Origin of the sequence: Heyndrickxia acidicola, from assembly GCF_001636425.1 — a bacterium.
Taxonomy (GTDB): domain Bacteria; phylum Bacillota; class Bacilli; order Bacillales; family Bacillaceae_C; genus Bacillus_AE; species Bacillus_AE acidicola.
The window spans coordinates 1,684,319-1,710,354 of record NZ_KV440953.1 but is presented as its reverse complement, the minus strand read 5'-3'; the positions used below and the strand labels follow the sequence as shown (position 1 = coordinate 1,710,354).

Annotated in this window: 30 protein-coding genes; all 30 read left to right on the top strand. The window is 37.7% G+C overall.

Annotated features, from left to right (window positions below; genetic code table 11):
- Window positions 1–117 precede the first annotated feature (117 nt).
- Window positions 118–897 (top strand): GTP-sensing pleiotropic transcriptional regulator CodY, encoded by a 780-nt coding sequence (gene codY, locus A5N88_RS08040; protein ID WP_066264692.1) that lies wholly within the window; start codon window positions 118–120, stop codon window positions 895–897.
- A 780-nt stretch (window positions 898–1,677) separates the two neighbouring features.
- Entirely contained in the window at window positions 1,678–2,070 is a 393-nt protein-coding gene (flgB, locus tag A5N88_RS08035; RefSeq protein WP_066264690.1) for a flagellar basal body rod protein FlgB, read from the top strand.
- A 2-nt stretch (window positions 2,071–2,072) separates the two neighbouring features.
- Window positions 2,073–2,528, top strand: a complete 456-nt coding sequence (gene flgC, locus A5N88_RS08030; protein WP_066264689.1) for a flagellar basal body rod protein FlgC — start codon at window positions 2,073–2,075, stop codon at window positions 2,526–2,528.
- 17 nt (window positions 2,529–2,545) lie between these two features.
- Window positions 2,546–2,860 (top strand): flagellar hook-basal body complex protein FliE, encoded by a 315-nt coding sequence (gene fliE / locus A5N88_RS08025; RefSeq protein WP_066264685.1) that lies wholly within the window; start codon window positions 2,546–2,548, stop codon window positions 2,858–2,860.
- 48 nt (window positions 2,861–2,908) lie between these two features.
- The gene (gene fliF, locus A5N88_RS08020; protein WP_066264684.1) at window positions 2,909–4,510 is read left to right on the top strand and encodes a flagellar basal-body MS-ring/collar protein FliF; all 1,602 of its coding nucleotides are present in this window, start codon (window positions 2,909–2,911) and stop codon (window positions 4,508–4,510) included.
- Between the two features lie 12 nt (window positions 4,511–4,522).
- The gene (gene fliG, locus A5N88_RS08015; RefSeq protein WP_066264682.1) at window positions 4,523–5,536 is read left to right on the top strand and encodes a flagellar motor switch protein FliG; all 1,014 of its coding nucleotides are present in this window, start codon (window positions 4,523–4,525) and stop codon (window positions 5,534–5,536) included.
- Window positions 5,529–6,305, top strand: a complete 777-nt coding sequence (fliH, locus tag A5N88_RS08010) for a flagellar assembly protein FliH (RefSeq protein ID WP_066264681.1) — start codon at window positions 5,529–5,531, stop codon at window positions 6,303–6,305. Before fliG ends, fliH begins: the two co-directional genes overlap by 8 nt.
- Complete coding sequence (fliI, locus tag A5N88_RS08005; protein WP_066264680.1) at window positions 6,292–7,602, top strand: flagellar protein export ATPase FliI; 1,311 nt, start codon at window positions 6,292–6,294, stop codon at window positions 7,600–7,602. The genes fliH and fliI overlap by 14 nt, the downstream gene beginning before the upstream one ends.
- An 11-nt stretch (window positions 7,603–7,613) precedes the next feature.
- Entirely contained in the window at window positions 7,614–8,063 is a 450-nt protein-coding gene (gene fliJ / locus A5N88_RS08000; RefSeq protein ID WP_066264679.1) for a flagellar export protein FliJ, read from the top strand.
- Window positions 8,064–8,068: 5 nt separating this feature from the next.
- Window positions 8,069–8,665, top strand: coding sequence for a MotE family protein (locus tag A5N88_RS07995; RefSeq protein ID WP_066264678.1), 597 nt, complete (start codon window positions 8,069–8,071; stop codon window positions 8,663–8,665).
- Window positions 8,666–8,697: 32 nt separating this feature from the next.
- Window positions 8,698–9,984 carry a flagellar hook-length control protein FliK gene (locus A5N88_RS07990; protein WP_066264676.1) on the top strand — a complete coding sequence of 429 codons (1,287 nt, stop codon included), beginning with the start codon at window positions 8,698–8,700 and terminating at the stop codon, window positions 9,982–9,984.
- A 10-nt stretch (window positions 9,985–9,994) separates the two neighbouring features.
- On the top strand, window positions 9,995–10,618 hold the full coding sequence (flgD, locus tag A5N88_RS07985; protein ID WP_066264672.1) for a flagellar hook assembly protein FlgD: 624 nt from the start codon (window positions 9,995–9,997) through the stop codon (window positions 10,616–10,618).
- 14 nt (window positions 10,619–10,632) lie between these two features.
- The gene (locus A5N88_RS07980; protein WP_066264669.1) at window positions 10,633–11,019 is read left to right on the top strand and encodes a TIGR02530 family flagellar biosynthesis protein; all 387 of its coding nucleotides are present in this window, start codon (window positions 10,633–10,635) and stop codon (window positions 11,017–11,019) included.
- 73 nt (window positions 11,020–11,092) lie between these two features.
- Entirely contained in the window at window positions 11,093–11,917 is an 825-nt protein-coding gene (flgG, locus tag A5N88_RS07975) for a flagellar basal body rod protein FlgG (protein WP_066264667.1), read from the top strand.
- Window positions 11,918–11,966: 49 nt separating this feature from the next.
- Window positions 11,967–12,188 (top strand): flagellar FlbD family protein, encoded by a 222-nt coding sequence (locus A5N88_RS07970; protein ID WP_066270351.1) that lies wholly within the window; start codon window positions 11,967–11,969, stop codon window positions 12,186–12,188.
- Entirely contained in the window at window positions 12,178–12,603 is a 426-nt protein-coding gene (fliL, locus tag A5N88_RS07965) for a flagellar basal body-associated protein FliL (RefSeq protein ID WP_066264665.1), read from the top strand. Before A5N88_RS07970 ends, fliL begins: the two co-directional genes overlap by 11 nt.
- Window positions 12,604–12,683: 80 nt before the next feature.
- Window positions 12,684–13,682 carry a flagellar motor switch protein FliM gene (gene fliM / locus A5N88_RS07960; protein WP_066264663.1) on the top strand — a complete coding sequence of 333 codons (999 nt, stop codon included), beginning with the start codon at window positions 12,684–12,686 and terminating at the stop codon, window positions 13,680–13,682.
- Window positions 13,679–14,875 carry a flagellar motor switch phosphatase FliY gene (gene fliY, locus A5N88_RS07955; protein ID WP_066264661.1) on the top strand — a complete coding sequence of 399 codons (1,197 nt, stop codon included), beginning with the start codon at window positions 13,679–13,681 and terminating at the stop codon, window positions 14,873–14,875. Before fliM ends, fliY begins: the two co-directional genes overlap by 4 nt.
- Window positions 14,876–14,890: 15 nt before the next feature.
- Window positions 14,891–15,253, top strand: a complete 363-nt coding sequence (locus tag A5N88_RS07950) for a response regulator (RefSeq protein ID WP_066264660.1) — start codon at window positions 14,891–14,893, stop codon at window positions 15,251–15,253.
- A gap of 27 nt (window positions 15,254–15,280) precedes the next feature.
- Complete coding sequence (locus tag A5N88_RS07945; RefSeq protein ID WP_232317549.1) at window positions 15,281–15,961, top strand: flagellar biosynthetic protein FliO; 681 nt, start codon at window positions 15,281–15,283, stop codon at window positions 15,959–15,961.
- Window positions 15,954–16,619, top strand: coding sequence for a flagellar type III secretion system pore protein FliP (fliP, locus tag A5N88_RS07940; RefSeq protein WP_066264657.1), 666 nt, complete (start codon window positions 15,954–15,956; stop codon window positions 16,617–16,619). The genes A5N88_RS07945 and fliP overlap by 8 nt, the downstream gene beginning before the upstream one ends.
- A gap of 15 nt (window positions 16,620–16,634) precedes the next feature.
- The gene (gene fliQ, locus A5N88_RS07935; protein ID WP_066264655.1) at window positions 16,635–16,904 is read left to right on the top strand and encodes a flagellar biosynthesis protein FliQ; all 270 of its coding nucleotides are present in this window, start codon (window positions 16,635–16,637) and stop codon (window positions 16,902–16,904) included.
- Between the two features lie 4 nt (window positions 16,905–16,908).
- Window positions 16,909–17,685: a flagellar biosynthetic protein FliR gene (fliR, locus tag A5N88_RS07930; RefSeq protein ID WP_066264654.1), complete on the top strand. Its 777-nt coding sequence runs from the start codon at window positions 16,909–16,911 to the stop codon at window positions 17,683–17,685.
- Window positions 17,682–18,764: a flagellar biosynthesis protein FlhB gene (flhB, locus tag A5N88_RS07925; RefSeq protein WP_066264653.1), complete on the top strand. Its 1,083-nt coding sequence runs from the start codon at window positions 17,682–17,684 to the stop codon at window positions 18,762–18,764. The genes fliR and flhB overlap by 4 nt, the downstream gene beginning before the upstream one ends.
- 65 nt (window positions 18,765–18,829) lie before the next feature.
- The gene (flhA, locus tag A5N88_RS07920; protein WP_066264652.1) at window positions 18,830–20,860 is read left to right on the top strand and encodes a flagellar biosynthesis protein FlhA; all 2,031 of its coding nucleotides are present in this window, start codon (window positions 18,830–18,832) and stop codon (window positions 20,858–20,860) included.
- Window positions 20,857–22,020 (top strand): flagellar biosynthesis GTPase FlhF, encoded by a 1,164-nt coding sequence (flhF, locus tag A5N88_RS07915; RefSeq protein ID WP_066264650.1) that lies wholly within the window; start codon window positions 20,857–20,859, stop codon window positions 22,018–22,020. The genes flhA and flhF overlap by 4 nt, the downstream gene beginning before the upstream one ends.
- The gene (locus A5N88_RS07910) at window positions 22,017–22,880 is read left to right on the top strand and encodes a MinD/ParA family protein (protein ID WP_066264649.1); all 864 of its coding nucleotides are present in this window, start codon (window positions 22,017–22,019) and stop codon (window positions 22,878–22,880) included. The genes flhF and A5N88_RS07910 overlap by 4 nt, the downstream gene beginning before the upstream one ends.
- On the top strand, window positions 22,877–23,536 hold the full coding sequence (locus A5N88_RS07905) for a CheB methylesterase domain-containing protein (protein ID WP_066264648.1): 660 nt from the start codon (window positions 22,877–22,879) through the stop codon (window positions 23,534–23,536). Before A5N88_RS07910 ends, A5N88_RS07905 begins: the two co-directional genes overlap by 4 nt.
- Before the next feature lie 5 nt (window positions 23,537–23,541).
- Window positions 23,542–25,563 carry a chemotaxis protein CheA gene (locus A5N88_RS07900; protein ID WP_066264647.1) on the top strand — a complete coding sequence of 674 codons (2,022 nt, stop codon included), beginning with the start codon at window positions 23,542–23,544 and terminating at the stop codon, window positions 25,561–25,563.
- 13 nt (window positions 25,564–25,576) lie between these two features.
- Complete coding sequence (locus A5N88_RS07895; RefSeq protein WP_066264645.1) at window positions 25,577–26,029, top strand: chemotaxis protein CheW; 453 nt, start codon at window positions 25,577–25,579, stop codon at window positions 26,027–26,029.
- Window positions 26,030–26,036: the final 7 nt, after the last annotated feature.

Below are 26,036 nucleotides of genomic sequence, written 5' to 3'. Positions count from 1 at the left end.
CAGTGAAGATGGTGACCTTTTTGCATTATTTGCTTTAGTTACAATAACCGAAAACAACTCCTTTACAAAATAATCGAAATTTAGATGAGACAAACGTGTCCATTAGGAGGAAGCAAGATGAATTTATTAGACAAAACCAGAAAAATTAATGCGATGCTGCAAAAAGCAGCGGGAAAACCAGTTAACTTTAAAGAAATGGCTCAAACATTAAGTGATGTAATTGAAGCAAATATCTTTGTTGTGAGCAGAAGAGGGAAGCTTTTGGGTTTTGCCATCAACCAGCAGATTGAAAATGACCGTATGAAGAAAATGCTTGAAGATCGTCAGTTCCCTGAAGAGTATACAAATAGTCTATTTAATATTAATGTAACTTCTTCAAATCTTGGAGTAGAAAGTGAATATACAGCTTTCCCAGTTGAAAATAAAGACCTTTTCACGAGCGGCCTTACAACGATTGTGCCGATCATTGGCGGTGGTGAAAGATTGGGAACATTAATCCTTGCCCGTTTAAACGAAAAATTCCATGATGATGATCTAATCCTTGCAGAATATGGTGCAACAGTTGTTGGGATGGAAATTCTTCGTGAAAAAGCTGAGGAAATAGAAGAAGAAGCAAGAAGCAAAGCGGTTGTACAAATGGCAATCAGCTCACTTTCTTACAGTGAACTAGAAGCAATCGAACACATCTTTGAAGAGCTTAATGGCAAGGAAGGCTTATTAGTAGCATCAAAAATCGCTGACAGGGTTGGAATTACCCGTTCGGTTATCGTCAATGCCTTAAGAAAGCTTGAAAGTGCCGGAGTAATTGAATCCCGTTCCCTTGGTATGAAAGGAACCTATATCAAAGTTTTAAATGATAAGTTCCTATTCGAATTGGAAAAACTTAAATCAAACTAATATTATAAGTATTAATAAGTAATCTTTATCTTTCAAATAGACGGATGAAATATATCTACTTGAAGAAATGGACTACAGCCAGTTCTCGACATTTTTTCGGGAACTGGTTCATTTTTATTAATTATATATTTACTTTTTTAGTGAATTAATCCTATGCTATATTGCTTTATAAGCGTAGCTTTTTAGGTGGAATTCTCTATACTGTGAGCAGTACAGCACCCCTCATCGAAAATCTCCTGTCATCACTTCTCCTTCGTAAATCTAATAACATTTTTCCTTTCCTTAATTACTTTAAAAAGGAATAACACCCCATTAATATAATCATTTCTTCTTTTATTTTTTAATTACCACTGAATCCTACTACCGCATCTATTAAAACTATACCCTTGTTGTTCCTTTCCCGCTTATATTTATGAATCCTTAAAAAAGAGAAAGAATAAGGTGTTTTAACCTATGACAGATTAAGTTGAATGTGGTTTAAGCATATTAAATTAAACATACTTATTTTATTTTAGTTATGTAAATGAGTAATTTATAAGCAGCAGAACGATCGGTAGTGGGCAGCTAATCATAGTTAGATAAATGAGTAGAAATGCAGGAATAAATGTATAAGCATGGCATTATAGGAAATATTAATATGTTTTATGGGGATAAAGACCTGAATTGTTATCAGAAATTAAAAAGTACATAGACAATATATATGGAAGAGTTGTAAAATAATAATGATTTTGTCACAAAAAAAGGAAATTTGTCATAAAAAATGGTTAAGGGGATAGTGGAGTGGATATTTTTTCAAGTACTTTTTCATCTTTAGAAAATGCAATTGGGTATGCTTCACAAAAACAAAAGGTTATATCTGACAATATAGCCAATGTTGATACGCCTAACTACAAAGCTAAAGATGTTAGTTTTCAAAATGCATTATCCGATGCTGTTAATTCCCAGTTTACAACGAAGATTACTGACCCAAGGGATTTTTCTTTTGATACAAGCGCTCAGCCTTATGCTGTTACTACTCAGCAAAATGTTGATTACAATAGTAATGGCAATAGTGTGGATATTGATAAAGAAATGTCTGATATGGCTACAAATCAAATTTACTATAACACTCTGGTCAGCCGTATGAGTGATGAATTTCAGACACTTCAAATGGTCATTAAAGGAGGAAGTTAATCATGTCGCTTTTTAGCAGTATGGATATATCAGCATCGGCATTAACAGCACAGCGGTTACGAATGGATGTTATATCCTCTAATATGGCAAATCAGGATACTACTAGAAGTCAGCTGATAAATGGAAAATGGCAGCCGTACCAGAGGGAAGAAGTTGTTTTGGAACCTAAATCCTCTTCGTCATCCTTTTCTTCTTTTTTGGATTCAGCAATGAATCAATCCGATGCATCTGGGGGTGTTCAGGTAGCAAAAATCATTAAAGATCCAACACCTTTCAAAATGGAATACGACCCCACAAATCCAGACGCTAACAAAAATGGCTATGTAGAACTTCCAAATGTAGATCCTACCAAGGAAATGGTAGATTTAATGAGCACCACCCGATCATATGAAGCCAATGTAACAGCTTTTAATGCAAATAAAGACATGATGATGAAGGCTTTAGATATTGGTAAATAAATAGGAGGCCGACTAAAATGGCTGTTCAAAATATTACTTCGATTGCTGCTAATCTTTTAAGTCCGTTGCAAACAAATAATATTCCATCAAATAATAATTCTACTGTAAACACCCAGAATTTTAGCGATCTTTTCAAGAATGCTCTCAATAATGTGAATCAAACACAAGTAGACTCAGATAACCTGACACAGCAGTTTGCAAATGGAGACAACGTAGATATTAATCAGGTCATGATTGCTGCTCAAAAAGCAAGTGTAACATTACAGGCCACCCTGGAAGTTAGAAATAAAGTAGTCGATGCTTATCAACAAATGATGAACATGCAGGTTTAACCTCTACTAAGGGAATGAACCAGAAATATTTTATCCCGGAGGCTTGGAATGATAGAAAGACTTAAAGCAAACTTTATAAAAATAGTAGATTACTGGAAAAGCAGGACGAAAAAGCAGAAAACTATTTCAATTTCCTTATTTTTATTTCTGTTCCTCCTGATTGGAGGGTTCACCTATTTCTCAACCAGGACCACAATGGTTCCGTTATACAGCAATCTTAAGCCTGATGAAGCGGGTCAAATAAAGCAGACCTTGGATTCGCAAGGAACGAAGTCCTTATTGACAGATGGCGGACAAACCATCGAAGTTCCTGAACAGGATGTGAATGCGTTAAAAGTACAGCTTGCTGCAAATGGGATTCCCAAATCAGGGAGTATTGATTATTCCTTCTTTAGCCAGAATGCCAGTTTTGGAATGACGGATAATCAATTTAATGTTCTTAAGCTTGATGCAATGCAAACGGAGCTGTCGAATTTAATTGAACAAATTGACGGTGTTTCACAGGCGAAAGTTATGATTAACATGCCGGATAAAGGTGTTTTTGTAAATGATCAGACACAGCAGGCGTCAGCTTCTATTGTTTTGACGTTGAAACCAGGAGTGGACCTTGATCAAAAACAGATTAATTCGTTGTACCATCTTGTATCAAAAAGCGTTCCAAATCTTCCCACTGATAATATCGTCATAATGAATCAAAATTTTGAGTATTACGATTTAAATAATAGCGATAATTCTGTAAGCAATGAATTTACACAGCAAATGAATGCGAGACATGAAATAGAACGTGATATTCAAAGGCAAGTCCAGAGTATGCTGGGCACTATGATGGGATATGACAAGGTGGTTGCAAGTGTCACTGCCGATATAGATTTCACCCAGGAAAAACAAGATGAAAACATTGTTACCCCTGTTGATCAAAAAAATATGAAGGGAATTGCGGTCAGCGCCCAAAAAATAACCGAAACATTTACAGGTAACGGAAGTGCTGCAGCAGGTGGAGTTCCCACTTCAGGATCTTCAACTGATACAACGACCAGTTCTTATGTTTCCGGTGGTAATAATTCTAATGGCAATTACGAGAAGATTCAGGATACCGTTAACTATGATGTGAATAAAATTCACAGGCAGATTGTGGAAAGCCCCTATAAAATAAGGGATTTAGGTATTCAGGTTATGGTAGAACCGCCAAATCCAAAAGATCCGCAATCACTGCCTGCTTCAAGGGTAAACGATATAAAGAATATATTATCAACGATTGTATCGACATCGATTGATAAGTCAGAAGGAACGAATTTATCCAATTCAGCTGTTCAAAGTAAGATTGCTGTATCTGTTGAACCATTTAATGGAAAACTCACAACCTCTACTAGCACTTCAAGCGGTATTCCCTGGTGGATATATGCAGTTGGAGGGGGACTACTTTTAATTATTGGTCTTTTAGTGTTCTTTTTACTACGCTCTCGAAGAAAAACAAATTTGGAAGATTACGATTTAGAACAAGTGGTTGACCGAGAAACATTTAATATACCGGATATTAATATCGAACAGGAAACTGAAACGACTATGAGGAAAAAACAGCTGGAGCGAATGGCTAAAGAAAAGCCGGATGAGTTTGCTAAGCTCTTAAGAACGTGGATATCAGAGGAGTAAGGAGGATCAGAAATGGCAATCAAAGAAAAGGGTATAACCGGAAAACAAAAAGCTGCAGTCCTTCTCATCTCTCTTGGTCCAGATGTATCTGCCTCTATTTATAAACATCTTACGGAAGAAGAAATTGAAAAATTAACACTTGAAATTTCAGCAGTAAAAAAGGTTGACTCCGATACAAAAGAAGATATTCTTGATGAATTTCATAATTTAGCCTTGGCCCAGGATTATATCTCACAGGGCGGTATTGGTTATGCAAAGACGGTTCTTGAAAAAGCGCTAGGAGTTGATCAAGCAGCAACCATTATTAATCGATTAACTTCATCGCTTCAAGTAAGGCCATTTGATTTTGCGAGAAGAGCGGAAGCTGGACAAATTTTAAACTTTATTCAGAATGAGCATCCTCAAACAATTGCCTTGATATTATCTTATTTAGATCCTGAAAAAGCTGGACAAATTCTTTCTGAGCTTCCTCAGGATGTACAGGCCGATATTGCCAGGAGAATCGCCTTAATGGAAGGGACTTCTCCTGAGATTATCAATGAAGTCGAGTCTATCCTAGAAAGAAAATTATCCTCAACTGTTACTCAAGACTTTACACAGGCTGGAGGAATTGAAGCAGTTGTGGAAGTGCTAAATGGGGTAGACCGCGCTACAGAAAAAACGATATTGGATGCACTTGAAATACAGGATCCTGAACTAGCTGAGGAAATAAAGAAAAGAATGTTTGTATTTGAAGACATTGTCACACTTGATAACCGCTCTATTCAAAGAGTTATTAGAGAGTGTGAAAATGAAGATCTTCTATTATCCCTCAAAGTATCAGGGGAAGAAGTCAAAGAAATTGTCTTTAAAAATATGTCCAGCCGAATGGTAGAAACTTTAAAAGAAGAAATGGAATACATGGGACCAGTCAGGTTAAAAGATGTAGAAGAAGCCCAGTCTAGAATTGTCTCAATTATAAGAAGACTAGAAGATAGTGGAGAAATTATCATTGCACGCGGCGGAGGGGATGACATTATTGTCTAGAATTATAAAATCCCAGTATGGCCTGCAAAAAAAACCTGCTAGAGTCATTCATGTAAAGAATGTACTAGGTGGTCATGAACAAGATGATTATGATGAAGGCATCCACAAGGAAGAGGTAGTAAAACGGGAACTTTTGGAAAAATATAAGAGTGAAGCAAGTCTTGTGATAAGCGAAGCTGAAGAAGAGGCCCAAATCATTCGTTTGCAGATTTCTAAAGAACGGGAACAATGGGAAGAAGAAAAGCTGCAATGGATTGAACAGGCTAAAAACATGGGGTATGAGGAAGGGTTAATGCTTGGAAGAAAGCATGGACAAGAAGAGTATAAGCAGATTTTAGTCCAGGCAAACCAAATTGTTGAACAATCCAAGGAAGAGTTTGTAAAAAAGCTTGAACAATCAGAAAAAGTTGTTCTAGATCTTGGGATAAAGGCAGCTGAAAAAATCCTGCTTGCTTCGCTTGATCAAAACGAGGAATTGTACTTATCAATTGTAAAACAGCTAGTAAAAGAAGCAAAAGAATTTAAAGCGGTACAAATTCACATACATCCATCCAGGTACGAGTTGATTGCTTCCTATAAAAAAGAAATTGATGCCCTTCTATTAAACAATGCAAATTGCTATATTTATGCAAATGAAGATTTAAGCGAAACTCAATGTATTTTAGAGTCCAATAATGGAAGAATAGATGCCAGCATAGACAGCCAATTAATAGAAATGAAGAAAAAGCTTCTCGAATTACTTGAGGTTGAACATCATGGGAATAACTAATCTGATTAGCCAAATAAGGACAATCGATACTTTTAAGCGATATGGGAAAGTCAAAAGAGTAGTAGGGTTAATGATTGAATCAATGGGACCCGCGAGCTCGATTGGTGAAATTTGTTTTATTCACATAAAAAGAAAAATGACAGGCCAAAAAGTTTTATGTGAAGTAGTAGGGTTTAAAGAAGAAAATGTAATCTTGATGCCGTACACAGATGTCCAGGATATTTCACCAGGTGATTTGGTTGAGGCAACATCACAGCCATTAGAAATAAAAGTCGGCACTTCTTTAATTGGATCCATTGTTGATTCGCTGGGGCATCCAATGGATGGAACTGGGCTATTGCCTGGACTCGTCTCAGTTCCGGTTGACCAAGCGCCTCCCAATCCATTAGAACGCCCGCCGATTCATGAACCCATTGAGGTTGGAGTGAGAGCTATAGACAGCCTTTTAACAATTGGGAAAGGTCAGAGGGTAGGGATTTTTGCCGGAAGCGGTGTTGGAAAGAGTACATTGCTCGGAATGATTGCAAGGAACACGAACGCGGATCTTAATGTCATTGCGTTAATTGGCGAGAGGGGCCGTGAAGTAAGGGAATTTATAGAACGTGATTTGGGTCCAGAGGGTTTACGGAAATCAATCATTGTTGCAGCAACCTCTGATCAGCCTGCACTTATGAGGATTAAAGGTGCGTATACGGCAACCGCAATAGCTGAGTACTTTAGAGACCAGGGACACAATGTGATGTTTATGATGGACTCTGTGACTCGTGTAGCAATGGCACAAAGAGAAATAGGATTAGCAACTGGAGAACCCCCGGCAACAAAAGGCTATACGCCTTCAGTCTTTTCCATCCTTCCAAAGCTGCTTGAAAGGACAGGGACAAATCATATAGGCAGTATTACAGGGATTTATACGGTTCTTGTAGATGGCGACGATATGAATGAGCCAATAGCTGACACGGTTCGTGGAATATTGGATGGACATTTTGTTTTAGATCGTACACTCGCAAATAAAGGACAGTATCCTGCGATTAATGTATTGAAAAGTGTCAGCCGTTTAATGAATCATCTGGCTAGTGGGGAGCACAAGCTTGCTGCAGAACGGGTTAGAGAAATGCTGAGCACCTATTTAAATTCAGAAGACTTGATAAATATAGGGGCATACAAGCAGGGAGCATCAAAAGAGATTGATGAGGCCATCAAAAGATATCCGGAAATTCTCTCCTTTTTAAAGCAGAAAACAGAAGAAAAAATTTCTTTTCATGATAGTGTCCAGGATATTATGAATCTCGCGAAATAAGGTGGGCGAATATGAAGTTTCAATTTAAGCTTGAAAAGATACTGGCGTTAAGAGAGAGAGAAAAAGAAGAAGCGATATCAAATTATCAAAAATCTGTAAAATCTTTTGAAGAAATTGCTCTTGAATTATATAAATTGCTCAAAAAGAAAGAAGATCTTATGAAATTTCAAGAAGATCAGTTGATGGCTGGGCTGGCAGTACAGGAAATAAGGCATTATCAAAACTTTATTAATAATTTGGAGCTATCAATCAACCATTTGCAGGAACTGGTTGTGAATGCAAGGACAAGGATGAATTGGTTCCAGCAGTTATTAAATGAGAAAAATATCGAAGTGAAAAAATACGAAACCATGAAAGAAGAAAGCCTTAAGCAATTTTTAGAACAGCTTAAGCGGGCTGAAAACAAAGAAATGGATGAGATATCAACACTTCAATTTATTCGTCAAAGTGTAATGAGGTGAAGGATATGGGGAAAGCGTCTGAGGAAGAATTTGAGCTGGAAAAAACGAGCAGAATGCAATGGTTTTTATATGTGGTGTTAATACCTGTACTATTTACAATTATGCTAGTTTTAATTATTGCAACCTTATCTGGTGTAAATGTGATTAATAAAGCGAAAGCACTAACAAGCAGCTTGCCTTTCTCCTCGAAAACAACAGTATCAAATACCAGTGCTACTATAGGTTCGAACAACAGCAAAATTTTAGACCTGCAAGATCAGCTTAAGAATAAAAATGCTGAAATTACGAAGCTGCAAGATCAAATCGACAGCCAAGCAAATGATAAACAAGAGCTTGAGTTTCAACAAAAACAGCTGCAGTCAGATATAAACGATATGAAAAAAGCAGCACAGATCCATCAGAAGAAGTTTTCGGATATTGTATCTACCTATACCAATATGTCACCCAATAGTGCAGCTGCTATCATTTCAAATTTAGATGACAATAACGCTGTAGAAATACTGGCAAATCTTGATACAGATACACTTGCTAGCATTATGGAGAAATTGTCACCTCAAAAAGCGGCTAAATATACACAAATGCTTTCTGCTAAAACGAAATAATCTTCCCAGATATTTGGAGGGGGGTGGAAAAAATGAATACAATTTCACCAGCATCGGAGCCGCCAAGCTTAGGCATAAATAGTAGTGCAGCGGGAGTAAACAATAAGGGGCTATATCAAGAAATGAATGGGTTGTTTTCTTCATTTCTTGTCCCTCAGTCAATTCAAAAAGAACCCCAACAACAAGCTTCAGCTCAGCTTGAGAATACACTGCAGGAGTTAATAAACCTGATAAAGGGTTCATTAAAACAAGTGAATATACAGCCCGTATCAAATGAACAGGGGATTGATCTCAATAAGGCAGCTAAGGAAGCCGGAGTAAATGTAACGGATTTACAATCCGCTCTTAATGATTTAGTAAAAGAAGTAGGGAATATAATAAATCCAAAAAATAATAAGCTTGCATCCCTCATGAAATCGGCTAAAAACAATTTAAATAATGATGATCTGCAGAAAGCTATGCAAAACATGCTGGAATTGATTGTGGCAATTCCTGTTCCATCCTTATTAAAGCTAGATCAATCAAAGCTGAAAACAGCATTAAGTACAGGCGGGAATTTAATTCAACAGGCTGCAAATCTTAATCTGCCATTACACCAAGCTTTGCAGATGTTAGATGTGAAAAACCAGTTAAAGGATTTAGCTGTTAAATTAGAGGCGTATACGAAACCTCTTGAAATGGATAAGAAGAATTCTATCCTACGAACAGCCTTTTCATCTATTGCTTCAACTGCAAAAAGCCAAATGAAAAGTCAAACAGAAGAAAAGGAATCGTTGCCTGCAAAGTCAGCGGAAAAGAATAGTGCAGATTTTCAAACCAATCCTTCGAATGTGATGTCAAAAGTTGAACAATATGTTATTCATACCAACAAGGATGGAGAAGGTCCGAGCTTTGAGCAGTTCGCTAAAGATTTTTCTTCTATTTTAAGCAGGTCTCAATTTCAAAAGGGAGCTAATTCCAATACACTGATAATAAAATTGAATCCTGAACATCTTGGTACTCTTAAAGTAGAGCTGGTTGACCAAAATGGCAGCATTACTGCTAAACTGATTGCTTCAAACAGCACGGCAAAAAATATGCTGGATTCTCAAATTAGTCAATTAAAAACGGCTTTTTCGCAGCAAAATATACAGGTGGATAAAATAGATGTTTCTTATTCCCAAGCAGATTCAGCTGACAAGGAGTTTAACCAGCAGCAATTTTCAAGTGGACAGGAAAACAAACAAGAGCAGCATCAGCAGCAGCAAAGACGTCAGCATAACTCCGATGAAGATTTTTTTGAGGTTTTAAATGAAAATTTAATAGAGAAAGAGAACTAAGGTGAACATTATGACAAATACGATTGATTCAAGTTCATTGCTTTCCTCCGTTCAGCAAAGTCAAAGTAGTAGCAGTGGCAGCAGCTTAGGTAAGGATGATTTTTTAAAAATATTAATGACGCAGCTGCAAAATCAGGATCCTACTCAGCCGCTGGATGATTCAGCTTTTATTTCTCAAATGGCTACTTTTTCTTCTTTGGAACAGCTGACGAATATGAATACACAGCTTGGGGATTTTCTTCAACAAAATCAATTGATGGGCTATTCACAATTAGTTGGAAAGGAAGTGTCCTGGACAAAGGCAGCCGACAGCACAGATTCTTCTTCAACAGGGCCGCTTCAGGGGACTGGGAAAATTACTGGAGTTGAAATGAAAGATGGCAGTGCCCAAATTACTTTGGACGATGGAACTACCATCGATCCGACAGATATTTCAGATATAAACAGTAATAATTCTGACAGCTCTTTAATCCAGGCAAGCTATTTAATTGGTAAAAAAGTTACTTGGTCTAATGGAAGTGATTCCTTATCAGGAGTTGTTCAAAATGTTTCTTCCAAGAATGGTAACATTCAGTTAACACTGGACAATAATCAAATCATTAACACTGGTCAAATAACACAAATAGAACAATAGAAGGAAGTGTTGAAGTGGGAAAAATATCATTTCAGCCTATTCCGTTAAAGCCCGCCGTCTATTCACAAACAGCTAAATCCGATACGGCGAAGAATAAAACTTCATTTGCACAGCACTTAAATAAGGCAAAGTCATCTTATACAAATAAATTAGTGATCAGCAAACATGCTGGAGAACGATTAGAACAACGGGGGATTAAAATAGGACCTCAATTATGGGATGAAATTAGTATGAAAGTGGAACAAGCGAAAAGCAAGGGAATAAATGATTCATTGGTGTTAACAAAAGATGCAGCACTGATCATCAGTGCTAAAAACAATACTGTCATTACAGCGATGGATAGAAATGAAGCGAGTTCACAAATTTTTACGAACATTAATGGTGCAATAGTAGTCGATTAACGGCTGGACTGAAAAGGAAGCCGATGCTGTGGAATGACCGAAACAGCAAATTACAGAAATGGGGAATTAATTTATGTTGCGTTCAATGTACTCAGGCATAACCGGAATGAAAAATTTTCAAACAAAACTTGATGTAATTGGAAATAATATTGCCAACGTGGACACATACGGATTTAAAAAAGGGAGGGTGACGTTTAAGGATGCCATCAGTCAAATGACAGCGGGGGCAAGTGCTGCCACTACTACTAAAGGCGGAACCAATCCGCTTCAGGTAGGCCTTGGTTCAACAGTAGCTAGTATAGACACCATTGATACACAAGCCAGCATGCAAAACACAGGAAGAGGATTAGATTTAGCTATTAATGGTGACGGTTATTTTACTGTTTCTGATGGAGCAGGAGGAAAGCTATATACTCGTGCGGGAAATTTTTATTTAGACAACCAGGGAACGATTGTAACGAGTGATGGTTATAAAGTTCTTGGGATTGATGGAAATCCGATTACAATTGATCCTTCTACAACTCAAAGCTACAGTATTAATGCAACTGGACAAGTAACGGCAGTACAGAATGGGACGGCTACAGTTGTAGGAACGATCGGATTGACGAAATTCGCCAATCCTTCAGGTTTAAATAAAGTTGGAGGAAACCTTTTTCAACAAAGTGCCAACTCTGGGACACCAAATGCCGGATCTACTTTACCAGCCAATCAATCACTTGAAGTGGCAGGCTCTGGTGGTACAGGCTCTATCGCATCAGGTTTTCTAGAAATGTCAAACGTGGATTTATCGGAAGAATTTACGGATATGATTGTAGCTGAACGCGGATTTCAAGCAAACAGCCGAATCATTACTACCTCGGATGAAGTTCTCCAGGAATTGCTTAATTTAAAACATTAATAATTGGTTAAAGGAGGGACAGGGCTGAGAAATGCTCAGCCCTGATATATTGGTACAGTTAACAAAATTAAATGGAAAACCCTTTACTTTGAATGCTTTATACATAGAAACAATAGAAGCAATACCGGATACGATGATTACCTTAACAAACGGTCGTAAGTACGTGGTAGCTGAGCCGAAGGAAAATGTAATAGAAAGAATAAATGACTATTATAAAACCATTCAATTGCTGGGTGTTATACATCAGGAGGACAAAAAGGATGAGGAATAGCCTGTTAAAAAAGATGGCAATCATCTTAACTATTATTCTGCTTGTTGGTGTCATTGCCTATGTACTACTCAATAAACTCAACCACTCAAGTGGTAATAAAACTCCTTCGATTGATGAAATAGTTAAATATTCAATTGATGTGCCTGAGCTAACTACTAACTTAATGAACGGTAGCTATATAAGAATTTCATTTAAATTAGAGACAAATAGCAGCAGTGCAAGGGATGAGTTAAATAAAAGACTTTTTCAAGTTAATGATATGATCATTGATCAGCTGTCACAAATGACTTCGAATGAGCTTGAACAAAAAAATGGCAAGGACAAATTAAAGCTGGCTTTAATGCAAAGAATTAATCAAGTCATGCAAAGTGGAAAAGTAGTAAATGTCTATATCACATCTTATATGATTCAATAGTCGGTAAATCATGATAAGCGATTGTTTCTTCTTACAGCTAATCATAAATAAAGAGATAGATAGAGAAAGGGGTGGTTTAATTGCCTGATGAGGTATTGTCACAAAGTGAGATTGACGCACTATTATCTGCCCTTTCTACAGGCGAAATGAATGCAGATGATATAAAGAAAGAAGAGGAATTGAAAAAGGTTAAAGTCTATGATTTTAAAAGGGCATTGCGTTTCTCCAAAGATCAAATTAGAAACCTAACAAGGCTTCACGAAAACTTTGCCAGGCTTTTGACCAGCTTCTTTTCAGCACAGCTGCGGACCTATGTGCAAATAACAGTTGCTTCAGCAGATCAATTACCGTATGAAGAGTTTATCCGTTCTATACCCAAAATGACCATTTTAAATGTGATGGATATCTCTCCGCTGGATGGCCGCATATTAATGGAGATTAATCCCAATATCGCCTACACCATGATGGACAGAGTTATGGGGGGAAGAGGGGAAAGTATTAATAAGGTTGAAAACCTGACAGAAATAGAGAAAACGATAATGTCTTCTTTATTCGAGAGAGCATTTGAAAATTTACAGGAAGCATGGTCAAGTGTCATAGACATCACTCCATCCCTAGCGGAATTTGAAGTGAACCCTCAATTTTTACAAATGGTATCTCCTAATGAAACAGTAGTCGTTATTTCTTTAAATACAACCATTGGAGAAACAAGCGGTATGATCAATATGTGTATTCCACAAAATGTCATTGATCCAATCGTACCGAAGCTTTCTGTTCATTATTGGATGCAAAATAATAATAAAAAAGAAACCGATATAAATTCCTCCAGGCAATTGGAACGCAGATTGATAAATGCCTCTGTTCCTATTATTGCAGAATTAGGCTACTCTGAAATAACTATTGAGGATTTTCTTTCATTAGAAATTGGAGATGTTATTGAGTTGGATAATAGGGTAGAGGATTTAATTAAAGTAAAAGTGGATCATACACCTAAATTTCTGGCACAACCAGGAAAACAAGCCAAAAAAATGGCCATTCAGATTTTTAGCACCATAGAGGAGGGGGATGAAGAGGAATGAGCGGTGAATTACTTTCCCAAGATGAAATAGATGCTCTGCTTCGAGGAACCGGAGAAAGTACAGAAAATGATAGTGTAATTCATGTAGATGATTATCTTACTTCTATTGAACAGGACGCTTTGGGCGAAATAGGCAACATCTCATTTGGAAGTGCATCAACAGCTCTTTCCACACTGCTATCTCAAAAGGTAGAAATTACAACACCTAAGGTATCGATAGTAGAAAGGGAAAAGCTCAGAGATGAATTCCCTCATCCATTCGTGTCTATACAAGTAGAATTTACAGAAGGTTTATCTGGAATGAATTTACTTGTTATAAAACAAACAGATGCAGCCATTATTGCAGATTTGATGCTCGGCGGCAATGGCGAAAATCCCAGCGATTTGATGGATGAAATTCATATAAGTGCAGTGCAGGAAGCGATGAATCAAATGATGGGTTCTGCTGCGACCTCCATGTCCACTTTATTCAGCAAAAGGGTAGATATATCGCCTCCAACTGTAGATTTAGTAGACTTTTCATTAGGAGAAGGGACGGAAAATGTTCCAACCCATAATCTTTTTGTGAAAATTTCTTTTCGATTAATGATTGGAAACCTTATCGATTCATCGATTATGCAGCTCCTACCGCTTGATTTTGGAAAAATGTTTGTGAAAGAATTGATGGATCCTGAAGTCCAGCAGGATACTTCAGTTCATCATGAAAGTAATGCTGCCGTTGAACAGGCGGAGTCTATAGGAAGACCAAATGAATCCACTCCCTATCAGACACCAAGCAATGAACGGTATCACGAACCGAGATACAGCGGAGATGTGCAAAAATCAGCTGTATCTGACACAAAGGATTCACAACGTGAAAAGGCTGCTAGAAATGCGAATGTTCAGCCGGCTGTTTTCTCAAGCTTCGAACCATATCATGAAGCTGCACCTGAAACGAAAAATCTTAATATGTTATTGGATATCCCGCTTCAAGTAACAGTTGAACTAGGCAGAACGTCCAGATCGATTAAAGAAATACTGGAAATGGGTTCAGGGTCAATTATAGAACTGGATAAATTAGCTGGTGAACCTGTCGATATATTAGTGAATCAACAATTAATTGCATACGGAGAAGTCGTAGTCATTGATGAAAACTTTGGCGTACGCATCACCGATATTGTTAGCAAATCAGATCGTATAAAAAAACTTAAGTAAAATGGGGGTTTTAGTATGGGAAATAGAATATTAGTAGTAGATGATGCTGCTTTCATGAGAATGATGATTAAAGACATACTGACAAAGAACGGTTTTGAGGTTGTTGCTGAAGCTGCAGATGGCTCTCAGGCTGTAGAAAAGTATAAAGAACTTAAACCGGATTTGGTAACAATGGATATCACCATGCCAGAAATGGATGGAATTTCTGCTTTAAAAGAAATTAAGGGATTTGACGCGAATGCTAAAGTCATAATGTGTTCAGCGATGGGACAGCAGGCAATGGTTATTGATGCTATTCAAGCTGGAGCAAAGGATTTCATTGTGAAACCTTTTCAAGCTGATAGAGTAATAGAAGCCATTCAAAAAACGCTTGGATAAGATATTTTACTAAAGGTGGCAGCAAAATTGCAAAAGAGCTTAATAGCAATGATGATGATATTTCTTTTTTTACTGCCTCTGTATGGACAAGATTCAATTGTCCATGCAGAGTCTTTTAATGGGAACGTAAAGCAGTGTATAGATCAACCAAAAAAATGCAGCCAAAGCACAGGCACGATGAAAAATAATAATGGAAACACGGCAAGTCAATCGTCTGGAACGACAGCTATTACTGCTTGGGATGTTATTAAAATGATTCTGGCCCTCCTTTTTGTAGTAGCACTATTATACTTTTTATTAAAATTTATAAACCAGAAGAGCCGATCATTTCAAAAAAATCGTCTGATTCAAAATTTTGGCGGCACTCCTTTAGGCGGTAATAAATCAATCCAAATAATCAAAGCCGGTGAAAGAATTCTGATTGTTGGAGTAGGAGACGATATCCGTTTAATAAAAGAAATCGATGATAAAGAAGAAATTGAGGGATTTGTCAGTCAGTATAACGAAAATTTAGAGCAAAACCTCGAAGCAAGAGATATCATAACAAAGTTAATCGGCTTGTTAAAGCAAGGCAGTAAAACTGCTGATTCATCCATTCCAGAGAAATCGTTTAAGAGTGTGTGGAAATCACAGTTGGATGACATAACAAAAGAGAGAAATAAGGCATTGAGAGACTTAGAGAAAAAGGAGAACAAATCAGATGAATGAGTTTATGCAGTTTTTTAATAATAACTCTCCTGAACAAGTATCTTCGGCTGTTAAACTTTTGCTTTTATTGACAGTTCTTTCTCTTGCTCCAAGTATACTTATTCTGATGACCTCATTCACCCGGATTGTGATTGTTTTGTCCTTTGTGCGTACGGGTTTGGGTACACAGCAAATACCTCCAAACCAAGTCATTGTCGGTTTAGCCCTGTTTCTTACTTTTTTTATAATGGCACCTACCTTTAGTCAAGTGAATAAGGAAGCCTTAACTCCTCTTTTCAATGACAAAATCACCTTGGATCAGGCCTATGAAAAAGCTTCAGTTCCCTTTAAGGAATTTATGAGTAAACAGACTAGGCAGGAGGATTTGCAATTATTTCTTGATTATTCCCATGCAAAGCAGCCTAAAACCGTTCAGGATATTCCTATGACCTCTCTTGTACCTGCATTTGCTATTAGTGAAATAAAAACTGCCTTTCAAATAGGCTTTATGGTTTTCATTCCATTTATAGTCATTGATATGGTGGTGGCAAGTGTCTTGATGTCCATGGGGATGATGATGCTTCCTCCGGTGATGATTTCTCTCCCGTTTAAAATATTGCTTTTTGTTATGGTAGACGGCTGGTATCTTGTTGTTAAATCGTTATTGGAAAGTTTTTAAAGAAGGTGAAAATGTATGAGCCAAGAAATGGTCATCTCATTAGCTGAAAAAGGTATTTTTATTACAATGATTGTGGCAGGTCCATTATTAATTATTGCATTGGTAGTTGGGTTGATTATAAGTATCTTTCAAGCTACAACACAAATTCAGGAGCAAACATTGGCTTTTGTTCCTAAAATCGTAGCCGTATTGCTGGGAATCGTTTTTTTGGGGCCCTGGATGCTGAGTCATCTTTTATCTTACACATCAGATATTTTCTCAAACTTAACAAGGTTTATCGGATAAGGCAATGGAATCACTACTCCCATCCTTTAGTATATTCCTGTTAATTTTCACCCGGGTTTCGGCTTTTTTTGTCACAATGCCATTGTTTTCATATAAAACGGTGCCTGCTTCTCTCAGAATCGGACTTGCTTTCTTTTTGGCATGGGCAATGTGTTATTCGATTCATGTAAGACCTTTTAATATTGACGGTTTATATGTATTGCTCATATTAAAAGAAGCAGCCGTCGGGCTGTTAATTGGTTTTGCAGCCTATATAATGATTTCTGCTATACAAATAGCAGGAGGACTTATTGACTTTCAAATGGGCTACACCATTGCGAATGTGATTGATCCCCAGACCGGTGCTCAAAGTCCGATTACTGGCCAGTATTTATATCTTTTTTCTCTTTTATTGTTATTAACGACAAATGGGCATTACATGATATTGGACGGAATTTATTACAGCTATCAGTTTATACCGATTGACCATATGGTTCCATTTACGAATGCAACAATCATGGTCTATATTGTACGAATATTTGCCAATATGTTTGTCATTGCTTTTCAAATGTCAATTCCTGTAGTAGCATCCTTATTTTTGGTAGATGTTGCTTTAGGGATTGTTGCAAGAACGGTACCGCAAATGAACATATTTGTTATAGGATTTCCGATTAAAATGATCGTCAGTTATATCATTTTAATAACTGTTATGGGAGGAATTTTTGTCGTAGTGGAGCATTTATTTGAATCAACCTTTCAAATGATGAGACAGTTGATGGAAATGATGGGGGAAAAGCCGTGAAACTTCTCTCACTCAACTTGCAGTTTTTTGCTGGTGAAAAAACGGAAAGAGCCACTCCAAAAAAACGACAGGATGCAAAAAAGAAGGGACAGGTTGCAAAAAGTCAGGATTTAACCACGGCTATTAGTCTTTTGGGTACTTTTTTATTTTTCTTTTTTGGCTCGTCCTATATGGGCCAGCATTTATTTCAGCTTTTTCAAATTTCCTTTGACAGCAATTTGACTATTCCTGTAACTCCCGGCAATATTCAGCAGCTATTCATGAAATATTTGAAGGAGGCAGCATATATTCTTGCTCCCATTCTGATTGTAGCAGTCGCAGCAGGTTTAGCAGGGAACTTTGCACAGGTTGGAATCACTTTATCCGGTGAATCTTTAAAACCAAATATAGATAAAATTAATCCCTTAAAAGGGTTTAAAAGAATTTATTCTATTAGAGCTATAGTCGAACTATTAAAATCCATCTTAAAAATATCCTTTATAGGGACCATTACTTTTTTAGTCCTCTGGCAAAAAATTGATGAAGTCCTGGGACTGTCTTTTAAATCATTAGGAGATTCCTTCAGAGTCATTGGAAATATAACTCTGCAAATGGGGCTAGCCGCTTCTATTGCATTACTTTTTTTAGCTCTTTTTGATTACTTTTATCAGAGATTTGATTTTGAAAAGAATATTCGAATGTCAAAACAGGACATCAAGGATGAATATAAAAACAGTGAAGGGGATCCATTAATTAAGTCCAAGATTAAACAACGACAGCGAGAAATGGCAATGAGGCGGATGATGGAGGAAGTTCCTAAAGCAGATGTAATTATAACCAATCCAACACATTATGCGATTTGTCTAAAGTACGACGAAACGGAAAGAGATGCTCCCTATGTAATTGCAAAAGGAGTGGACTTTATCGCTCAAAAAATTAAAGAAAAAGGAAAAGAAAAAGAGATTATAATGGTCGAGAACAGACCTCTTGCAAGGGCGCTCTATGATCAAACAGAGATTGGGGATTCCATCCCAGAAGAGTTTTTTAAAGCCGTAGCTGAAATACTGGCGTATGTCTATCGATTAAAAAATAAGATTTAAACACACTTAATCTATGAAAAATGGTCATGGTATTATTTTTTAAGTATTGTTGGGAGAGAGAATAAATGAAGGCAAGAGACTTATCCGTTATATTTAGCGTAATTTTAATTGTGGCAATGCTGATCATACCGTTTCCAACATGGTTGTTGAGCTTGCTTATCATAACCAATATTTCTCTTGCGCTATTAGTATTGCTAACTTCCATGAACACGAAAGAACCTCTTCAATTTTCTGTCTTTCCTTCTCTATTATTATTGCTCACTCTATTTAGACTGGGTTTAAATATATCAACGACCCGGTCAATTTTGTCCAAGGGTCAGGCGGGTGACGTCATTGAAACATTTGGAACCTTTGTAGTCGGTGGAAATATTATCGTTGGTTTAGTCGTTTTCTTAATATTAATCATCATACAATTCATCGTAATTACGAAGGGATCTGAGAGGGTTTCAGAGGTTGCTGCACGTTTTGCGCTGGACGCTATGCCGGGTAAGCAGATGAGTATTGATGCAGATTTAAATGCCGGTATGATATCGGATCAGGAAGCACGCATGCGTCGGGAAAAAGTAAGCCGTGAGTCCGATTTTTACGGTGCGATGGATGGTGCGAGCAAATTTGTAAAAGGGGACGCCATAGCAAGTATTATCATCGTTATTATTAATTTGATTTTTGGAATTATTATTGGCATGACTCAAAAAGGATTAGGTATTCAAGAGGCAGCCAGCAGGTATTCGCTTTTGACAGTTGGGGACGGAATTGTCAGTCAGGTGCCTGCCTTATTAATTTCTACTGCAACTGGTATCGTCGTCACAAGGGCGGCATCTGACGGGAATCTTGGGCAGGATATTGTTTCTCAGCTGACCGCATACCCAAAAATGCTTTATATCGCTGCGGTAACGATTTTTATTCTTGGAATTGCAACTCCAATTAATAAATTAATTACAATTCCTATTGCAGCTGCACTGGCATTTGGAGCATACAGATTATCAAGAGTTCCTCTTGAAGAGAAGGATTTACTAGAGACGGAAAATGAAGTTCAACCTGAAGAAATGAAAACACCTGAAAGTGTTATTAGCTTACTGAATATTGACCCGATTGAATTCGAGTTTGGCTATGGTTTAATCCCGTTGGCTGACGCAAATCAGGGAGGCGATCTTCTTGACAGGATTGTCATGATCCGCCGTCAGCTCGCACTTGAGCTTGGTATTGTTATTCCTGTTGTCAGGATACGGGACAATATCCAGCTGCAGCCTAATGAATACCGATTAAAAATTAAAGGGAACGAGATGGGGCGCGGGGAGATACTTCTTGACCACTATTTGGCAATGAGTCCAGGCGCAGAGGATGGTGCAGTTGAAGGTATTGATACAGTTGAGCCATCTTTTGGGCTTCCTGCTAAATGGATAACAGAAGGAATGAAGGAACAGGCAGAAATATTCGGGTATACAGTTGTTGATCCTCCTTCAGTTGTATCGACGCACATTACTGAAATGTTAAAAAATAATGCCTACGAGCTCCTGGGCAGACAGGAAACAAAGCAGCTGATCGACCATTTAAAGGAAAGCTATCCTATTCTTGTGGAGGAAGTCACGCCAAATCCTCTTTCGGTTGGTGAAATTCAAAAAGTTCTTTCAAAATTGTTAAAAGAAAATGTTTCAATCCGCAATTTAACTATCATTTTTGAAACCCTTGCTGATTTTGGGAAAATGACGTCAGATACGGATTTGCTAACAGAGTATGTGCGCCAGTCACTGGCAAGGCAGATTACTCACCAAATGGCAGAAGGGGATGTCTTAAAGGTAATAACCGTCTCAGGAAGAGTTGAAAAAATTATTGCGGATGGCGTTCAGCAAACAGAGCACGGCAACTATTTATCAGTGGATCCAATGGATTCTCAAAAAATTATTGAAGCCATTGCTAAGCAAATTGAAGAATTGGCTATTGTAGGACAATCGCCTGTTATCCTTTGTTCACCGGCAGTAAGAATGTACATCCGCCAGATGACTGAAAGATATTTTCCTCAAGTACCAATTCTCTCTTACAACGAGCTTGAAGCCAATGTTGAAGTCCAAAGTGTGGGGGTTGTGAATGTAGAATGAAGGTTCAAAAATTTATTGCCTCGAATATGATTGAAGCCATGAAAAAAATCAGGCAGGAATTAGGCGAGAATGCCGTTATTTTAAATTCTAAACAGATTTCAACAGCCAGGATGTTTGGTCTATTAAAAAAGAAGCAAATAGAAGTTATAGCTGCAGTTGAACCACAGCCTAAAATGAAGGATGTAAGGGTTAAAGAAAAACGGAAGCCTCTTTCTCGAACAGAAAAAAAGCCAAACGTACGCAATCAAAGCCTTACATCCTCTGTCTATCCTGCAGATGAGAAAGAGTTGAATAACCAGATAGAGGAATTAAAAGACATGGTGCAAAAGCTGTCGGAACACTCTTCTCCTGATGAATACAAGTATTATCCAATTCCTGTTCAGACCTTTTTGGACCACCTGCGAAAACAGGGCATTAACGGTATGATAATGGGTGAGATTAATGCAAAGCTTCTAAACGACTGGAGATCCGAAAACAGAGAAAAGACAGAACAAGAAGTCTATCAGAGCGGTTTTCAGCATCTTAAAGAATTATTGGCAGGAGTTGAATATGGAGGCAGCCAGTTTCAGAAGAAATTTATAAATCTAGTTGGGCCAACGGGAGTTGGCAAAACTACCACACTAGCAAAGATGGCTGCCCAGGCTGTGTTGGAAAAAAGGAAAAAAATCGCTTTTATTACAACTGATACCTACCGAATTGCAGCAATTGAACAGTTAAAAACATATTCTTCTATTTTAAATGTACCTGTTGAGGTGGTATACAAGCGGGAGGATTTCCAGAAGGCGATTAAAAAGTTTACTGATTATGATCTTGTTTTTATTGATACAGCCGGACGAAACTACAGAGAATTGCAGTATATTGAAGAACTTAAAAAAGTCATTGATTTTTCGCAGGATATCGAAACCTTTTTAACATTGTCGTTAACGATGAAAGAAGGAGATCTTGCTGATATTATCCAAAGCTTCGATGATATAAAAGTAGATCAATTTATTTTTACTAAGCTTGATGAAACAGCTACATATGGCTCCATGATCAATCTTATTTTCCGCAATAGGATTGGTGTGGCTTATGTAACAGATGGACAGGACGTTCCGGATGATATACAAAAGGCATCGGCGGAAACGATTGTCAAAAGGCTGCTTAAAGGACTGGGAGTATGAGAGATCAAGCAGAAAAGCTGCGTGAAAAGCTGAAGCAAGGCGGCACACAAATGGGGAAGACAATTGCCGTGGTAAGTGGAAAAGGCGGAGTGGGAAAGTCTAATGTATCCATAAATACATCGTTGTTATTAACAAAGATGGGGAAAAAAGTATTGTTATTCGATTTTGATATAGGAATGGGAAATGTGCAGGTTCTTCTGGGGGAAAGTGCACCGAAAAGTATATCCGATTACATTTACTCAGACATAACGCTGGAGGATATCATATGCCAAGGTCCTTATAGTCTATCTTATATTGCTGCAGGGAACGGATTTTACGAAATTGTAGAGTTAAATGAGGAAGTCCTTGAACGCTTGCTTTGCGATTTAGAGAAAATACAGAACCTATATGATTACATTATTTTTGATATGGGAGCGGGTGCGAGCCATTCTAATTTACATGTACTCCTTTCAGTTGACGATATCTTCGTTGTGACAACTCCGGAGCCTACATCTATAACGGATGCCTATTCCATGATGAAATATATTACATTGCTTGATGAAAGCCATAATTTTTATATTCTTTGTAATCGTGCCGATATAGAGAGAGAAGGGATTGATACAATCGAAAGGCTACAAGCGGTGATGAACAAATTTTTAAATAAAGAGCTAGCCGGGACGGGTGTTTTGCTGGAGGACTCCCATGTCCGAAAAGCCGTTTTGCGGCAGAAACCATTTTTATTGGAGTTTCCTAATGCACACATCTCTCATGAATTAACTAGATTTGTAAATGGATACTTAGGTAAAACAGAAACAGACACCGTGAATAAAAGCCGCTTTATAAGTAAGTTGCGCCATCTTTTTAAGAAGGGAAGGACATGATCTTGCGCGAAGTTCCCGGTATTTCTCCAAGTATGAAGGACGTACTTGAAAACAGTGCTCAAAGAGGAACTTATAGAAAAAAACTGATATGTATTGGCACTTCAACAGGGGGACCGCGTGCCCTGCAGGTTGTACTTTCATCATTGCCATCTTCGATAAAAGCGCCAATTTTGATTGTTCAGCATATGCCCCCTGTTTTTACAAAATCTTTGGCAAACAGGCTGAATACCATTTGCCAGATAAAAGTTAAAGAAGCCGAAGAGGGAGAAATACTGGAAAATGGAATCGCGTATATTGCACCAGGTGACTTTCATTTTCTTATTGAAGAGAAAAAAAACACCATGATGGTTAAGTTGTCAAAATCTCAAACGGTAAATGGGCATAGACCATCGGTGGATGTTTTGTTTCAATCCGTTAGTAAATTAAAAGGCATTGATATTATTGCAGTCATTATGACTGGAATGGGTACCGATGGATCAAAAGGTTTAAAGGATTTAAGTAAGACTGGAAGACTAAAGGCCATTGCGGAGTCGGAGGAATCCTGCATTGTTTATGGAATGCCAAAAGCAGCAGTGGCAACGAATTACGTCAATGAGGTAGCAAGTTTGGAACAAATTGCTTTGGTTATTATGAACTATATGTCTTTGAAGGGGTGAAATGGATGGAGATGAGCCAGTATTTAGAAGTCTTTATTGAAGAAAGTAAAGAACACATTCAATCCTGTAATGAAAAGGTATTGCTTTTAGAACAAAACCCAGAAGATTTAACCATCATCAATGATATTTTCCGGTCAGCACATACATTAAAGGGTATGTCAGCAACCATGGGGTATGAGGATCTAGCGAGTTTAACCCACAAAATGGAAAACGTTTTGGATGGTATCCGTAACCATAAAATCATCGTTACACCTGAAATCATCGATATTATTTTTATGGCTGTTGATCATTTGGAAGCCATGATTAATTCCGTTGCACAAGGCGGCGATGGAAAGATGGATGTAACTGAAGTCATTAGAAAGCTGGAATACATAGAAAACGGGGAGCCTGATTCTTCTGCATCGACAGCTTTGGAGGAAGTGGCAGCGGCGGCGGCTGACCTTGAAGAACAGAAGAGAGAAATAATTTATGATGATTTCGAAAGAACCGTTATACAGCAATCTTCTGATCAGGGATATAGCGTGGCAGAGATCACTGTGATTCTTCGTAAGGATTGTTTATTAAAGGCTGTAAGAGCATTTATGGTTTTTGATGTGTTGGAAAAAATGGGGGAAGTCATTAAAAGTGTTCCTGCTGTTAATCAATTGGAAGAGGAAAAATTTGATTCAGAGTTTCAGGTCACACTGATAACCAATGAGCCTCTTGATGTCATTGAAAAGAAAATAATGAATGTTTCGGAAGTCGACCGGGTTAAGACAGAATTAGTAAATCTTACAGAAAATAAGCCTTCAAATAATGTCATCTCACCAGAAAAAAAGGAAGCTCAGCCAAACGGAACAGAAAAGAAGGAATTGGATTCTTCATCCCAAAATGCTCCTTCGTCCAAAACCATTCGTGTAAATATTGAGCGCCTGGACATTTTGATGAATTTATTTGAAGAGCTTGTCATTGACAGGGGAAGGCTGGAACAAATATCGAAAGATTTAAGGCATCCTGAGTTAAATGAAACAGTAGAAAGGATGTCTCGTATTTCAAGTGATTTGCAAAGCATTATCTTGAATATGCGAATGGTTCCCGTAGAAACTGTATTTAATCGCTTTCCTCGAATGGTACGGCAACTGGCAAAGGGTTTAAATAAGAAATTATCGTTAGAAATATCGGGTGCAGAAACAGAATTGGACCGAACGGTGATCGATGAAATAGGAGATCCTCTTGTCCATTTATTAAGAAATGCTATCGATCATGGTATTGAATCACCTGAGGCTAGATTAGCTGCTCAGAAGCCGGAAACAGGAACAATTCATTTGAAAGCTTTTCACAGCGGAAATCACGTTTTTATAGAAATTACAGATGACGGTGCAGGAATAAACCGGCAAAGGGTGCTGGACAAAGCAATTTCAAAAGGAATTATTTCACCGGAAGATGCAGGGATTCTGTCTGATAACCAAATTTATGATCTTATTTTTGAATCAGGATTTTCAACAGCAAATGAAATATCCGACATATCAGGTAGAGGAGTAGGGCTTGATGTCGTAAAATCAACAATCCAATCTCTTGGAGGGTCCATTACGATCGATTCTGAAGAAGGCAAGGGTTCTGTCTTCACGATCCAATTGCCTTTAACCTTATCCATTATTTCAGCTATGCTGGTTGAAGTCGGAAATGAAAAATATGGAATACCTTTGTCTTCGATTATTGAAACCGCAATTATTAAAAAAGAAGATATATTAAATGCTCATAATCAAAAAGTAATTGATTTCAGAGGGAAAGTAATCCCGCTTGTTTCATTAAAAGAGGTATTCAGCGTTCAAGATGTTCAAGAGGACAAACAGGTTAATTCGGTGGTTATTGTAAAAAAAGGAAATAAATCTGCTGCCCTGATTGTGGATTCCTTTATCGGCCAGCAAGAAATTGTATTAAAATCATTGGGCAACTATTTAGCCTCTGTATTTGCTATTTCAGGGGCGACGATTCTTGGCGACGGGCAGGTTGCTTTAATCATAGATTGTAATGCTTTAATCAAATAGGGGACAGGGGTGCATGAATTTGCCAATCGAAACAACGGTTGAAGATTTAAAAATGATCGTATTTAAACTTTTAGACAAAGAATATGCAATTCCCGTTCAACAGATACGGGCAATCGAAAAGGTTCATCATATTACAAGAGTACCAGGAACTCCTTCTTATACGTTGGGAGTCATTAATCTTAGGGGAGTTATCATACCAATCATTGATTTACAATGTTTGTTTAATGGCGGACGAATGGTGATAGAAGAAAGTACAAGAATCATCATTGTGATGGTCAATAATATGGAAGTAGGATTAATGGTGGAAGCAGCAAACGACGTGGTAGATATTCCTGCTGAAATTATTGAGCCGCAGCCTGAGGTGTTTGATTCTATGAATTCTGAGTTTATTTCAGGAGTTGCAAAAGTAGGGAAGAGGCTGCTGCTTCTAGTGAATATAGAGCAGGCATTGAAGCCGGTTCAGTAGGAGAGCG